The organism is Gillisella vitis, assembly GCF_021559775.1.
GTDB classification, from domain to species: domain Bacteria; phylum Pseudomonadota; class Alphaproteobacteria; order Rhizobiales; family Rhizobiaceae; genus Allorhizobium; species Allorhizobium ampelinum.
The window spans coordinates 3,716,235-3,729,103 of the sequence record NZ_CP056047.1; the positions used below are offsets into that span (position 1 = coordinate 3,716,235).

The 12,869-nt window shown below is 58.3% G+C and carries 12 protein-coding genes; 9 read left to right on the forward strand and 3 right to left on the reverse strand.

Annotated features, from left to right (window positions below; all coding sequences use genetic code 11):
- The first annotated feature begins 41 nt into the window (after positions 1–41).
- From AVCG78_RS17145 to AVCG78_RS17175, 7 genes are all read left to right on the forward strand, one after another.
- On the forward strand, positions 42–1,340 hold the full coding sequence (locus AVCG78_RS17145) for an extracellular solute-binding protein (protein ID WP_012654768.1): 1,299 nt from the start codon (positions 42–44) through the stop codon (positions 1,338–1,340).
- A 76-nt stretch (positions 1,341–1,416) separates the two neighbouring features.
- On the forward strand, positions 1,417–2,298 hold the full coding sequence (locus AVCG78_RS17150) for an ABC transporter permease subunit (RefSeq protein ID WP_071202497.1): 882 nt from the start codon (positions 1,417–1,419) through the stop codon (positions 2,296–2,298).
- Between the two features lie 10 nt (positions 2,299–2,308).
- On the forward strand, positions 2,309–3,151 hold the full coding sequence (gene ugpE / locus AVCG78_RS17155) for a sn-glycerol-3-phosphate ABC transporter permease UgpE (RefSeq protein ID WP_012654770.1): 843 nt from the start codon (positions 2,309–2,311) through the stop codon (positions 3,149–3,151).
- Positions 3,152–3,162: 11 nt separating this feature from the next.
- Positions 3,163–4,269, forward strand: coding sequence for a sn-glycerol-3-phosphate import ATP-binding protein UgpC (locus AVCG78_RS17160; RefSeq protein ID WP_071202499.1), 1,107 nt, complete (start codon positions 3,163–3,165; stop codon positions 4,267–4,269).
- 151 nt (positions 4,270–4,420) lie between these two features.
- Entirely contained in the window at positions 4,421–4,912 is a 492-nt protein-coding gene (locus AVCG78_RS17165) for a cupin domain-containing protein (protein WP_012654772.1), read from the forward strand.
- 86 nt (positions 4,913–4,998) lie between these two features.
- Positions 4,999–5,946: a glutathione synthase gene (gshB, locus tag AVCG78_RS17170; protein ID WP_071202501.1), complete on the forward strand. Its 948-nt coding sequence runs from the start codon at positions 4,999–5,001 to the stop codon at positions 5,944–5,946.
- A gap of 448 nt (positions 5,947–6,394) precedes the next feature.
- The gene (locus tag AVCG78_RS17175) at positions 6,395–7,927 is read left to right on the forward strand and encodes a YifB family Mg chelatase-like AAA ATPase (RefSeq protein WP_012654774.1); all 1,533 of its coding nucleotides are present in this window, start codon (positions 6,395–6,397) and stop codon (positions 7,925–7,927) included.
- Between the two features lie 283 nt (positions 7,928–8,210).
- On the opposite strand, the gene cysK is transcribed toward AVCG78_RS17175, so the two are convergent.
- Together cysK and AVCG78_RS17185 are read right to left on the reverse strand one after the other, a co-directional pair.
- Positions 8,211–9,179 (reverse strand): cysteine synthase A, encoded by a 969-nt coding sequence (gene cysK / locus AVCG78_RS17180; protein ID WP_012654775.1) that lies wholly within the window; start codon positions 9,177–9,179, stop codon positions 8,211–8,213.
- 135 nt (positions 9,180–9,314) lie between these two features.
- The gene (locus AVCG78_RS17185) at positions 9,315–9,932 is read right to left on the reverse strand and encodes a LysE family translocator (protein WP_071202503.1); all 618 of its coding nucleotides are present in this window, start codon (positions 9,930–9,932) and stop codon (positions 9,315–9,317) included.
- A 130-nt stretch (positions 9,933–10,062) separates the two neighbouring features.
- Here AVCG78_RS17185 and AVCG78_RS17190 point away from each other — a divergent pair, with 130 nt between their 5' ends.
- Positions 10,063–10,695 carry a LysE family translocator gene (locus tag AVCG78_RS17190; protein WP_071202798.1) on the forward strand — a complete coding sequence of 211 codons (633 nt, stop codon included), beginning with the start codon at positions 10,063–10,065 and terminating at the stop codon, positions 10,693–10,695.
- Between the two features lie 4 nt (positions 10,696–10,699).
- Here the strand turns inward: AVCG78_RS17190 and dut are convergent, their stop codons facing one another.
- Positions 10,700–11,164 carry a dUTP diphosphatase gene (gene dut, locus AVCG78_RS17195; RefSeq protein WP_071202505.1) on the reverse strand — a complete coding sequence of 155 codons (465 nt, stop codon included), beginning with the start codon at positions 11,162–11,164 and terminating at the stop codon, positions 10,700–10,702.
- Between the two features lie 84 nt (positions 11,165–11,248).
- On the opposite strand from dut, the gene AVCG78_RS17200 reads away from it, so the two are divergent.
- Positions 11,249–12,832, forward strand: coding sequence for a peptide chain release factor 3 (locus tag AVCG78_RS17200; RefSeq protein WP_070151398.1), 1,584 nt, complete (start codon positions 11,249–11,251; stop codon positions 12,830–12,832).
- The last annotated feature ends 37 nt before the right edge of the window (positions 12,833–12,869 follow it).

Sequence of the window (12,869 nt, forward strand, 5' to 3'; positions counted from 1 at the left end):
CTAAGGGCATGCTCACCCCAGATTGGCGGAGAGGATCTACCATGTTCAAAAAGCTTTCGATGGCGGCGCTGGCCGTGACCGTATCGACCACATCATCATTTGCCGCAACCAACATCAGCTGGTGGCACGGCATGGGTGGCCGCAACGGCGAAGTCATCAATGAATTGTCGCAGAAGTTCAACGCTGCCCAAGGCGAATGCGTTTTGACGCCTGTTTCCAAGGGCTCCTACGAAGAAGCGCTGGCCGCTGGTATCGCTGCTTTCCGCTCGCACGATCAGCCCAACATTCTTCAGGTGTTCGATGCCGGCTCTGCCACGATCATCAACGCCAAGGGCGCGACCATTCCCGCAGAAGACCTGTTGTTGAAGGCTGGTTACAAGTTTGACCGCAGCGCTTTCATTGAAGGTGTGCGCTACTTCTACGCCGATAAGACCGGCAAGTTCGTCGGCATGCCGTTCAACTCGTCGGCGCCTATTCTCTATATCAACACAGAAGCCCTGAAAAAGGCTGGCGTTGAAGCACCAAAGACCTGGGAAGAGTTTGAAGCCATTGCACCAAAGCTGAAGGCTGCCGGTTATATTCCGCTGGTTCAGTCGCAGTTGACCTGGGAATTCACCGAGAATTTCTTCTCGCGCAACAACATCCAGTTTGCCTCCAACAACAATGGTTATGACGGTCTGGCTGGCACCACCATCAATGTCACCGATCCAAACCACGTGATGATGTATGACAAGCTGAAGGCCTGGAAGGACGAGGGTTACTTCGCCTATTACGGTGCAGGCTGGAACGACAACCAGAAGCCTTTTGAAGAGGGCAAGGTTGCGCTGTGGGTTGGCTCTTCCGGCTCGTTCGGTGGTTTGCAGAAGACCGCTTCCATGCCATTTTCCGCTACCTTCCTGCCCTACTGGGGCTCGATCAAGGGTGCGGGCGTGCATAGCTTCATCGGCGGCGCTGCCCTTTATGCCATGTCCGGCAAGACGGAAGCTGAAAACAAGTGCACAGCCGCTTTCTTCAACTTCCTGACTCAGCCTGAAATCCAGAAATTCTACCATCAGGCCACCGGTTATGTTGCCATCACCACGGCGGCTTACGAACTGGCCAAGAAGGAAGGCTATTACGAAAAGGCTCCTGTTGCCGAAGTGGGCATCAAGCAGCTTCAGCTTCCCGGCGGCGAATGGGACAAGGGCTATCGCCTTGGCTTCTACCCGCAGATCCGCTCGGTGATGGAGCGCGAATACAACAAGATCTTCTCAGGTGAAACCACGCCAAAGGCTGCGATGGAAACCATCAAGAAGGAAGCGGACGAAATCCTGGCGCGCTTCGCCAAGACCGCAGGCTGAACCCTTAAAACTCAGACATGATGTCACCCGGAGGCGATTTAATCGCCTCCGGGACTTGCTTTGAAAGGTTGCCGCGATGAAGCGTGTTCAATTCAACTCGCGATTTCTGCCTTATGTCTTTTTGGCTCCGCAATTGTGCATTGTGGCGATCTTCTTCTATTGGCCGGCGGTGCAGGCCATCCAGTCGTCCTTCTATATTGAGGACCCGTTCGGCTTTGGCTCAACCTTTGTGGGGCTTGCCAATTATATCGATATGTTCAGCTCGTCTGAATATCGCAAGATCGCGCTGTTTACGCTGTGCTTCAGCGTGGTGGTGACGTTTTTGGTGCTGTCCATCGGAACCGTGCTCGCCGTCAAGGCTGATGCTGTGATCCGTGGACAATCGGCCTACAAGACCCTGCTGATCGTTGTCTACGCCATCGCGCCGCCTGTGGCTGGCCTGATCGGCATGATGTTCTTTGATCAACACATTGGTCCCTTCGTGAAATTCGTCGCCCTGTTTGGCTGGGACATGAAGGTGGGCCTGAACTATTTCGACACCGCTTTTGCCATGGTGACAATCGCGGTCTGGAACCAAATCCCCTACAATTTCATCTTCATTCTCTCAGGCCTTCAGGGCATCCCGGCCTCGGTGCGCGAAGCCGCCACGCTGGATTGCCGCTCCGGCACGCGCCGGTTCTGGACCGTGACCATGCCGCTTTTGACGCCGACCGCGTTTTTCCTGCTGGTGGTCAACATGACCTATTCGCTGTTCGATACGTTTGGCGTGATCGACGTGATCGTCAAGGACAAGCCCGCCGATAACCCGATCACCTTGGTTTACAAGGTTTATACCGATGGCTTCCGGGGCAATGACATCGGCTCTTCTTCCGCGCAGTCGGTGATCCTGATGGTCGTCGTGCTGGTTTTGACAATGATCCAGTTCCGCTTCATCGAGCGGCGCGTCCATTACGGTTGAGGAGAAGACCATGTATAAAACCAAACTCTTCGACCATGTGATCTTGCTGCTCGGTGTTCTTGTGATGCTTGGCCCGCTGGTGGTGGCCTTTACCACATCATCGCACACGGCGGCCGAAATCCACCAGAAGGGCCTGATGCTCTCCATGGGCGGACATCTTGGCGAGACCTACAACAAGGTGTTGTTTGCCCAGACCGGCTTTAACGGCAAGGTCACGGGTCTCAGCATGTTGCTCAATTCGTTGATCCTCGGCCTTGGCTTTGCCATCGGGAAGATCGTGCTGTCGATGATGGCAGCCTATGCGATTGTCTATTTCCGCTTCCGCTTTGCCACGCTGGCCTTCTGGATCATCTTCACCACGCTGCTGTTGCCGCTCGAAGTGCGCATCATGCCGTCCTACAAGGTGGCGAGTGATCTGGGGCTTTTGAATTCCTATACCGGTCTGATCCTGCCGCTGCTGGCCTCTGCCACGGGCACTTTCTTTTTCCGGCAATTCTTTAAATCCGTGCCAGAAGAGTTGTTGGAAGCGGCCCGCATCGACGGTGCCGGTCCGTTCAAGTTCCTGATTGATATTTTGATCCCGCTGTCGCGCACGATGATTGCGGCGGTGTTTATCATCATGTTCGTCTATGGTTGGAACCAGTATCTCTGGCCCATGCTGATGACCACGGATGAGAGCTTCTACACGCTGATGCGCGGTATCAAGCAGATCCTTCAGGTCTGGGTGGGCGCACAAATTCCCGATTATAACGAAGCCTTTGCCATGGCCGTGCTCGCTATTCTGCCCCCTGTCATCATCGTGGTGGTATTCCAGAGCTGGTTCATCAAGGGTCTCACCGAAACCGACAAGTAAAGGACAGTCCCATGGCTTCCATCGATATCAATCAGGTCTCCAAGATCTATGACGGCGGTGTGCGTGCTGTGAACAGCGTGGACATCCAGATCAACGACGGCGAATTCATCGTGCTGGTTGGCCCCTCCGGCTGCGGCAAATCGACATTGCTGCGCATGGTGGCCGGGTTGGAAAGCATATCCGAGGGCGTGGTGCGCATTGGTGATCGGGTGGTCAACACGGTTGAACCGGCAGACCGCGACATCGCCATGGTGTTCCAGAATTACGCGCTCTACCCGCATATGACGGTGCGGCAGAACCTGGCCTATGGCTTGAAAAACCGCAAAACCCCTAAGGACGAGATTGAGGCCCGCGTGGCCGAGGCCGCCCGGATGCTGGAACTGCAACCCTATCTGGACCGCAAGCCCAAGGCACTGTCCGGTGGCCAGCGCCAGCGCGTTGCCATGGGCCGTGCCATCGTGCGCAAGCCGGCCGTTTTCCTGTTTGACGAGCCGCTGTCCAATCTCGATGCCAAGCTGCGCGTCTCCATGCGCGTCGAGATCCGCAAGCTGCAACGCCGGCTTGGTACGACATCGATCTATGTCACCCACGACCAGCTGGAAGCGATGACGCTGGCCGACCGGCTGGTGGTGCTGAACGGTGGCCGGATCGAGCAGATCGGTACGCCGCTTGAAGTTTATCACGCGCCTGCCTCGACCTTTGTCGCAAGCTTCATCGGCTCGCCAGCCATGAACCTGATCACCGGCCGCCTGGACGGCAATCGTCTGTCGCTATGGCCGGTCAGCTTCACCTTTGAGGGCGAGACCGATTATCGCGGCGAAGTCACGATCGGCCTTCGGGCGGAGGATCTGACGGTTGCAGCCCCTGGTCAGCCCTATGTGCCATTCCGTGTCGATTATGTGGAAGAATTGGGTGCTGTCCGCCTCGTACATGGGTTTGTCGGCGATCAGGCTCTTTGCGCCTCGCTGCCGGTTTCGACTGTGCTGTCAAACGAGATGCGGCTGGGGGTCGATCCACAGAAATTCCACTTCTTCGACCGGGAAGGCCGCCGCCTTGCTCTGCCCTTTGCCACCGCACAGATGACCTTCGGGGCTCAGGCTGAGACGGTAGAGGCCTGAAAAGCCGGTCGGCTCACGCCATTGCCAGCGAGAGCCGATTGTCACGTTTCCCTTCACCGCTTTCTTGGGCAAACGCTAAAATGCATGTGACTGGATTAACCCGAATTTGATAGGGTTCCCATAAAATTCGGGGACATCATGGGGGACATCGATGCCAGTCAAGCTTTTGTTTGCAGCCATGGCCGGGGCAGCCATGGCTTTGCCACGGTTTAGAGCGGAAGACACGCCACCGCTGGTGGCCGCCAATGCCGATCATTTGAGCCTGCAACCAGCGCCAATCAATCCGGACTGGATTCTTGAGGGCGATCCGCAGGCCCGGCTGGCCAATCACTCACAAAGTCCTGATGAAGCAAGTTCGACAGCCGTCTGGGATTGTACCGCCGGTAGTTTCCGCTGGTATTTCGGCTGGGACGAGACCGTGGTGATCCAGGAGGGCGAAGTGCATGTGACCGCGCAGGATGGCACCGAGCGGTTGCTGAAGACCGGTGACATCGCCTATTTCAAGGGTGGGACCTGGGCCACCTGGCGCATCGAGACCTATGTGCGCAAGATCGCATTTCTGCGTAAGCCTTTCCCGGAGCCAATCGCGACGCTTTACCGGCTTCGAAATGCCCTGCGGAGTGGATCGCGCGCCCCGATTTGAGCGGGTGAAAATTTGGCCTCTGCCGGACGTTGCGTTCGTGGTCGCCGCGTCCTAAATCTTCCTCCAAATGCAACGCGAGAAAGATTATGGCCCAGATCCGCAATGTCGCCGTCCAGATGGACCATGTATCCTCCATCAATATATCAGGGGATTCCACCTTCGCCATGAGCCTGGAGGCTCAGGCCCGGGGCTATAAGCTGTTCCACTATACGCCTGATCGGCTGACCATGCGCGATGGCCGAGTCTATGCGACAGTGGAGCCGATGGAACTGCGTGATGTGAAGGGCGATCATTTCACCCTTGGCAGCCCGGAGCGCGTCGATTTGTCCACCATGGATGTGGTGCTGCTGCGCCAGGACCCGCCTTTCGATATGGCCTATATCACCGCCACGCATATGCTGGAGCGCATTCATCCGAAGACGCTTGTCGTCAACGATCCGGCCTGGGTGCGCAATTCGCCGGAAAAGATCTTCGTCACCGAATATGCCGACCTGATGCCGCCGACGCTGATCACCCGCGACCCGGCGGAAATTGCCGCTTTCCGGGCCGAGCAGGGCGATATCATCCTGAAGCCGCTCTACGGCAATGGCGGGGCAGGGGTGTTCCACTCCACCCGCGACGACCGCAATTTTTCCTCGCTGATGGAAATGTTCGGCCAGATGTTCCGCGAGCCCTTTATTGCCCAGGGCTATCTGCCTGCCGTGCGCAAGGGCGACAAGCGTATCATTCTGGTGGATGGCGAGCCCGTCGGCGCGATTAATCGGGTGCCTGCCGAACATGATGCGCGCTCCAACATGCATGCTGGTGGCAAGCCGGAACCGACGGAACTGACGGCGCGCGAGCGCGAGATCTGCGGCCGGATCGAGCCTGCGCTGCGCGAACGTGGCTTCCTGTTGGTCGGCATTGATGTGATCGGTGATTACATGACCGAGATCAACGTCACCTCGCCAACCGGCATCCGCGAAGTGAAGAATTTCGGCGGCGCCGATATCGCCAGCCTGCTCTGGGACGCGATTGAGAAAAAGCGGTCCTGATCCTGTTCGACAATAGATCGGAGAGTGTTTCCTGCGCCCTGCCACGTTGGGTTTGCGAGAGTCTGTCAGATTCATATTGAACCAGACAGACTCTCGCTTCTTTTGTTTTCGTTTGTCTTTTCGGGAAAACCGGTTTCCACTTTTCCCTGACAAACTCTAAAACCTTTGGCGTTGCGGGGTGCCGGAAGCGTTCCCCTTTGTTCTGAAAGCGCAACCAAATACAACCATTTTGCCCTCGAAACGGGTCTTTGTTCATTTATTGTTCTTGTCGTCCTTTGTTTTTCATGCAAAACTATGGTTGCAGGAAATTGCAGCGTGCCCGTTAGGAGCTCCGCTCGATGACTTGATTTAATAAATTGATTTTAAACGCATTTTCTCTTTTTCGTCCGGCGAAATCCATGAAATTGCGTAGGGGCGGATGGACCGCTGCCGGCAAGGGGGCTGGGATATGGTTGCACGGGTTGGAACGGTTGCGTTTCAGGGGATTGATGGCGTGCCTGTCGATGTGCAGGTCATGGTCGCGCCCGGCAAGATCGGGGTGCAGATCGTCGGCCTGCCGGATAAGGCGGTGGCTGAAAGCCGGGAACGGGTTCAGGCGGCCCTGCATGCCTCCGGACTGGCACTGCCGCCCAAGCGGGTGACCATCAATCTGGCACCGGCGGACCTGCCCAAGGAAGGTTCTCATTTCGATCTGGCCATCGCCCTTGGTCTGATGGCGGCGCTGGGTGCCATTCCCGCCGATGTGCTGGGCGACTATCTTGTGGTCGGTGAGTTGAACCTGGATGGCACGATTGCCGCCGTTGCCGGTGCTCTTCCGGCGGCCATGGCTGCCAATGCGCTTGGCAAAGGGCTGATCTGCCCGGCGGATAGCGGCCCGGAGGCGGCCTGGGCGGGGGCGGACATGGATATTTTGGCTCCCCGCAGCCTGATCGCTTTGGCCAACCATTTTCGTGGTACCCAGGTCCTGACGCGCCCGAATCCGGCCAGCCGGGCGCTGCCGGGTAACCTGCCTGACCTCGCCGATATTCGCGGCCAGGAAAGCGCCAAGCGGGCGTTGGAAGTGGCTGCTGCCGGGGGCCACAACCTGCTGATGGTCGGCCCGCCAGGATCAGGCAAATCCATGCTGGCCGCCCGCCTGCCGTCCATCCTGCCGGTGTTGTCTGCACCGGAGCTTCTGGATGTGTCGATGATCCATTCCATCGCCGGGCAATTGGCCGGTGGCAAATTGTCAGACCGCAGACCATTTCGCACGCCGCATCATTCCGCCACCATGGCGGCGCTGGTTGGCGGCGGGTTGCGCGCCCGGCCGGGCGAAGCCTCGCTTGCCCATAACGGTGTGTTGTTTCTCGATGAATTTCCGGAATTTTCGCCGCAGGTGCTGGATGCCTTGCGCCAACCGCTGGAAAGCGGCGAATGCGTCATTGCCCGCGCCAATCACCGCGTCACCTATCCGGCCAGCTTCCAGTTGATTGCCGCGATGAACCCTTGCCGTTGCGGCATGGCGGGCGAACCCGGCCATACCTGCGCACGCGGCATTCGCTGCCTGACCGAATATCAGGGCCGGATTTCCGGTCCGCTGCTGGACCGGATCGATATTCGCATCGATGTCCCCGCCGTCTCAGCCATGGACCTGATCAAGCCAATGGCAGCCGAAAAAAGCGCCGATGTCGCCCGCCGCGTTGCCGTCGCCCGACAGCGGCAGACGGAACGGTTTATCGAGGCGGGCGTGCCTGAAATCCGCATGAATGCGCGGTGCTCGACGGCACTGATCGAAAAGCTGGCCGCACCGGATGCTGCTGGCTTGCAGTTATTGAGGGATGCGGCGGAGAAGTTCAAATTCTCGGCCCGCGCCTATCATCGGGTGTTAAAAGTGGCGAGGACCTTGGCCGATCTGGATGGCTCGGAGGCGCTTGGCCGGATTCATCTGGCCGAGGCGATTTCCTACCGTATTCCCTCGGAACGCCTGACGGCTGCGGCATAACGAAACAGGACTGCGCCTGCTGCTGTAGCCCTCAGACTGCTGACAAAGGCTGCATTTATCCTCGACGTCATGCTCGGCCTTGTGCCGAGTATCTACGCATGTCAATTTAAGTAACAACCTCAATGGCTTATTCAGCAACAACAGATCCTCGGGACAAGCCCGAGGATGACGAAATGCCGAGATCGGGGTTTGTCAACAAACTGAGGGCTACACCTTATGCTGTAGCCCTCGTCTTCATTGTTTGATGGGCACCAATCCCATGGGATCAGCGCATTGAATGCGATTATTCGCCAAGTCCTGCAAACAGCGCCGTCGAGAGATAGCGTTCGGCAAAGGAGGGAATGATCACCACGATGGTCTTTCCGGCATTCTCCGGGCGCTGTCCAACCTTGATGGCGGCGGTGAGGGCGGCACCTGAGGAAATGCCGACTGGCACGCCTTCCAGCCGGGCGACCAGCCGGGCCAGTTCAAATGCTTCGTCATTGGTAACGGTGACAACTTCGTCATAGATTCCGGTATCGAGGATCTTCGGGGCAAAACCGGCGCCGATGCCCTGGATCTTGTGGGGGCCGGGATTGCCGCCCGACAGAACCGGGCTGTCGGCGGGTTCCACGGCGATCACCTGAACAGACGGTTTCTTGGCCTTCAGCACCTGGCCGGTGCCGGTAATCGTGCCGCCAGTGCCGATGCCGGAAACGAAGATATCAACCTCGCCATTGGTATCGTTCCAGATTTCTTCTGCGGTGGTCTTGCGGTGGATTTCCGGATTGGCCGGGTTTTCAAACTGCTGCGGGATGATGGCGTCGGGAATGGTCGCGGCCAGTTCCTCGGCCTTGGCAATCGCGCCCTTCATGCCCTTGGGGCCTTCGGTCAGTACCAACTCGGCGCCCAACAGCGCCAGCATCTTGCGACGCTCGATGGACATGGTTTCCGGCATGGTCAGGATCAGGCGGTAGCCTTTGGCCGCAGCGGCAAAGGCCAGCGCAATGCCGGTATTGCCGGAGGTCGGCTCGACCAGAACGGTCTTGCCCGGTGTGATCGTTCCCTGGGTTTCCAGGCTCTCGATCATCGCCACACCGATGCGGTCCTTGACGGAGGCAATCGGGTTGAAGAATTCCAGCTTGGCCAGAAGATGCGCCTTGACGCCCTTTTCCTTCGCCAGCTTGTCCAGCCGCACGATGGGCGTATCGCCGATGGTCTCGGTGATCGAGCCATAGATGCGGCCACGGCCAGGCTTCTTTGCTTCAGACATGTGTGATCCTCCAGAATAACGCGCTTTGCAGCGACAATAGGATCAAATCACCCAAGCGACCAGAACCCTTTGCCTATCGCCGTGGTTCCGGGGAGAAAAAACCCGCTGCAAAACCAGCGAAAACAAATGTTTATTTCACGCCGCCTTTGTGGCGATATAGGCGGCGGTTCCGGCCAGAATGCTGGCGGCGGCCCGGTTGAGCAGTTTCAACGCGGAGGGCTGCTTCAGCAGCAGCCGCGCCTTGGCAGCCAGAAGAATATAGGGAATGAGCACGGCCATCAGCACCACGAATGTCGTGCCGACCAATAGCCCGTAATCCGCCGGGCCAATGGCCTCGAGCGGAATGAGGGTCGGCACCAGGGCGACGTAGAACAGCATGGTCTTCGGGTTGCCGAGCGTCACGAACAGGCCGGACAGGAAGGATGCCATCACGCCCACACTTTTGCGCGCTTCGATATTTTGCGGCAAAAGCCCTGCCGTCCAGAGCTTCCAGGCGATATAAGCCAGGTAGAGCGTGCCTGCGAATTTGATGATCAGGAACGGCGTCACGAAGGTCTGGGCAATATAGGCAAGGCCCAGAATGACGGCGGTCAGATAGCAGAGATCACCCAGAATCAGTCCCAGCCCCATGAAAAAGGTCGGGCGAAAACCGGAGCCAAGCGCCCGCGCCACGATCGCCGTCATGCCGGGGCCGGGAATGGCGGCGGCAATGAACAGGGCTCCGGCATAGGCAAGCAGGCTGGCAAGGGTCATGACAGGTCTCCATCGATACAATCAGTGCTAATTCGCCCGGCTGCAACTTGCAACGGTGACACGATTGAAATTGCCTGATGGGATGCTTTCTGCTTTTTCTGATTTTACAGCACGTCACCAAGGACACGCCATGCCCACGACGACTTCACTTCTTGCCTTTGCCCTGATCTGCCTTGGCATGGCGCTGACGCCCGGCCCGAATATGGTTTATCTCGTGTCACGCTCCATCTGTCAGGGGCCGATGGCCGGACTGATTTCGCTGGGTGGTGTCGCGCTGGGCTTCCTGATCTACATGCTGATGTCGGTGCTGGGGATTACGGTGTTGCTGATGGCCGTGCCCTATGCCTATGAGGCGTTGAAACTGGCCGGTGCAGCCTATCTCGCTTATCTGGCCTGGCAGGCGGTCAGGCCGGGCGGTCGTTCGCCGTTTCAGGTGCGCGACCTGCCCAAGGACAGCCCGAGACGGCTGTTTGCCATGGGCCTCGTGACCAATCTCCTCAATCCGAAGGTGGCCGTTCTCTATCTGTCGTTGCTTCCGCAATTCATCGATCCGGCCAATGGCAGCGTTTTCATGCAATCGCTGTTTCTCGGCCTCACCCAGATCGCCATCGGCACCACGATCAATGGGATGATCGCGCTGATGGCTGGCTCCATCGCCCTGTTTCTCAGCCGCCGCCCGCTATGGATCATGGTGCAGCGCTGGTTGATGGGGACGGTACTGGCCGTGCTGGCGGTGAGGATGGCGACACAGGCGCAGCGGTGAGGTGTCATACCCCCGTCGAGCCAAATCCGCCCGTACCCCGCACCGTATCCGATGTTTCTGTTACCTCAATCACCTGCGCCTGCGTCACCGGCGCAATCACCATCTGGGCCACGCGCATGCCACGAGTGATGGTGAAATCCTCGGCGCCGAGATTGATCAGCAGCACTTTTACTTCGCCGCGATAGTCGCTGTCGATGGTGCCGGGGGTGTTGAGGCAGGTGATGCCGTTTTTGAAGGCAAGGCCGGAGCGGGGGCGGATCTGCGCTTCGAAACCTTGGGGGATTTCCATAATCAGCCCGGTTGGCACCAGAGCGCGTTTTCCGGGGGCAAGGGTCAGCGGTTCGGCCTCGGTCACGGCTGCGCGCAGGTCCATGCCAGCCGCACCCGCCGTCTCATAGGCGGGCAATTCCAGCCCTTCACCATGGGATAGACGTTTGAGATGAAGGCGTGGCGCGGACGTATCGTGCATGGAGGTATCCTTTGTTTGCCGGGGTCAATTGCATATTGAACGCCAAAACGCTAGATAACCGGCCAGTTAAAAGGAATTCCTCACATGGCCGAAACGCTCGCAGAGGCGGTCTCCCGCCGCCGCACCTTCGCTATTATCGCTCACCCGGATGCTGGTAAAACCACGCTGACCGAAAAGCTGCTGCTGTTCGGCGGCGCGATCCAGCTGGCCGGTGAGGTGAAAGCCAAGAAAGACCGGATACAGACCCGTTCGGACTGGATGAAGATCGAGCGTGAGCGTGGCATTTCCGTCGTCACCTCGGTCATGACCTTTGAGTATGAAGGCAATGTCTTCAATATTCTCGATACGCCCGGCCATGAAGATTTCGCCGACGATACGTATCGCACGCTGACGGCGGTGGATGCTGCCGTCATGGTCATCGATGCTGCCAAGGGTATCGAGCCGCGTACGCTGAAACTGTTCGAAGTCTGCCGGATGCGCGATATTCCGATCATCACCTTCGTCAACAAGATGGACCGTGAAAGCCGGGATATTTTCGAGGTTCTGGATGAAGTAGAAGAAAAGCTGGCGCTGGACACCGCCCCGATTACCTGGCCGGTCGGTCGGTCGAAAAGCTTCTGCGGCTCCTATAATCTGGTCGATAACACCTTCCGTGGTTCCGACAAGCAGGTCGAGGCTTTGCCGGTCAACAGCCCGAAGAATGTCGCGGAAAACCTGCCGGAAAACGAGCGTCAGACCTTTATCGACGAGCTGGAGCTGGCGCAGGAAGCCTGCCGCCCCTTCGACCGGCAGGCCTTTCTGGAAGGCCATATGACCCCGGTGTTCTTCGGCTCGGCGCTCCGAAATTTTGGCGTGCGCGACCTGATCAATGCGCTGGGCGATTTCGCCCCGCCGCCACGTGACCAGATGGCCGATATCCGCAAGGTGCATGCGGCGGAAGACAAGATGACCGCCTTCGTCTTCAAGATCCAGGCCAATATGGACCCCAATCACCGCGACCGCATCGCCTTTGCCCGGATCTGCTCTGGCAAGCTGGAGCGCGGCATGAAGGCGCGGCTGGCGCGCACCGGCAAGCTGATGGGCCTGACAGCGCCGCAATTCTTCTTCGCCTCGCAGCGACAATTGGCCGATACCGCCTTTGCCGGCGACGTGGTGGGCATTCCCAACCACGGCACGCTGCGCATTGGCGATACGCTGACCGAAGGCGAAGCGCTGGTGTTTCAGGGCGTGCCGAACTTTTCGCCGGAAATCCTGCGCCGCGTGCGGCTCGAAGATGCGATGAAGGCCAAGAAGCTGAAGGAAGCCTTGCAGCAAATGGCCGAAGAGGGCGTCGTGCAGCTGTTTTCGCCGGAAGACGGTTCGCCCGCCATTGTCGGCGTGGTCGGGGCCTTGCAGCTCGATGTGCTGAAGGAACGGCTTTCGGGTGAATATACCCTGCCGGTGTCGTTTGAAATGTCGCGCTTTTCCGTCTGCCGCTGGATTTCCGCCGAACAGCCCGGCGAACTCGACAAGTTCATGACGGCGCGGCGCGGCGATATCTGCCGGGATCTGGACGGCGACCCGGTGTTCATGGCGCAGGATGCATTTTCGCTGCGCTATGAGGCAGAGCGCTATCCGGCGATCAAGATGGTGGCGATCAAGGAATATCACGTCGCCAAGGCGGCGTGATCGTCGTTGGAAACGTCTGAGACCGGATCACGATTGA

Excerpts from the sequence above, each read along its gene's own strand:
- dut (WP_071202505.1), bottom strand. The coding sequence starts at position 11,164 with ATGCACGATACGTCCGCGCCACGCCTTCATCTCAAACGTCTATCCCAT.
- AVCG78_RS17200 (WP_070151398.1), top strand. The coding sequence starts at position 11,249 with ATGGCCGAAACGCTCGCAGAGGCGGTCTCCCGCCGCCGCACCTTCGCT.
- cysK (WP_012654775.1), bottom strand. The coding sequence starts at position 9,179 with ATGTCTGAAGCAAAGAAGCCTGGCCGTGGCCGCATCTATGGCTCGATC.
- AVCG78_RS17175 (WP_012654774.1), top strand. The coding sequence starts at position 6,395 with ATGGTTGCACGGGTTGGAACGGTTGCGTTTCAGGGGATTGATGGCGTG.
- AVCG78_RS17190 (WP_071202798.1), top strand. The coding sequence starts at position 10,063 with ATGCCCACGACGACTTCACTTCTTGCCTTTGCCCTGATCTGCCTTGGC.
- AVCG78_RS17185 (WP_071202503.1), bottom strand. The coding sequence starts at position 9,932 with ATGACCCTTGCCAGCCTGCTTGCCTATGCCGGAGCCCTGTTCATTGCC.
- AVCG78_RS17145 (WP_012654768.1), top strand. The coding sequence starts at position 42 with ATGTTCAAAAAGCTTTCGATGGCGGCGCTGGCCGTGACCGTATCGACC.
- gshB (WP_071202501.1), top strand. The coding sequence starts at position 4,999 with ATGGCCCAGATCCGCAATGTCGCCGTCCAGATGGACCATGTATCCTCC.
- ugpE (WP_012654770.1), top strand. The coding sequence starts at position 2,309 with ATGTATAAAACCAAACTCTTCGACCATGTGATCTTGCTGCTCGGTGTT.
- AVCG78_RS17160 (WP_071202499.1), top strand. The coding sequence starts at position 3,163 with ATGGCTTCCATCGATATCAATCAGGTCTCCAAGATCTATGACGGCGGT.
- AVCG78_RS17165 (WP_012654772.1), top strand. The coding sequence starts at position 4,421 with ATGCCAGTCAAGCTTTTGTTTGCAGCCATGGCCGGGGCAGCCATGGCT.
- AVCG78_RS17150 (WP_071202497.1), top strand. The coding sequence starts at position 1,417 with ATGAAGCGTGTTCAATTCAACTCGCGATTTCTGCCTTATGTCTTTTTG.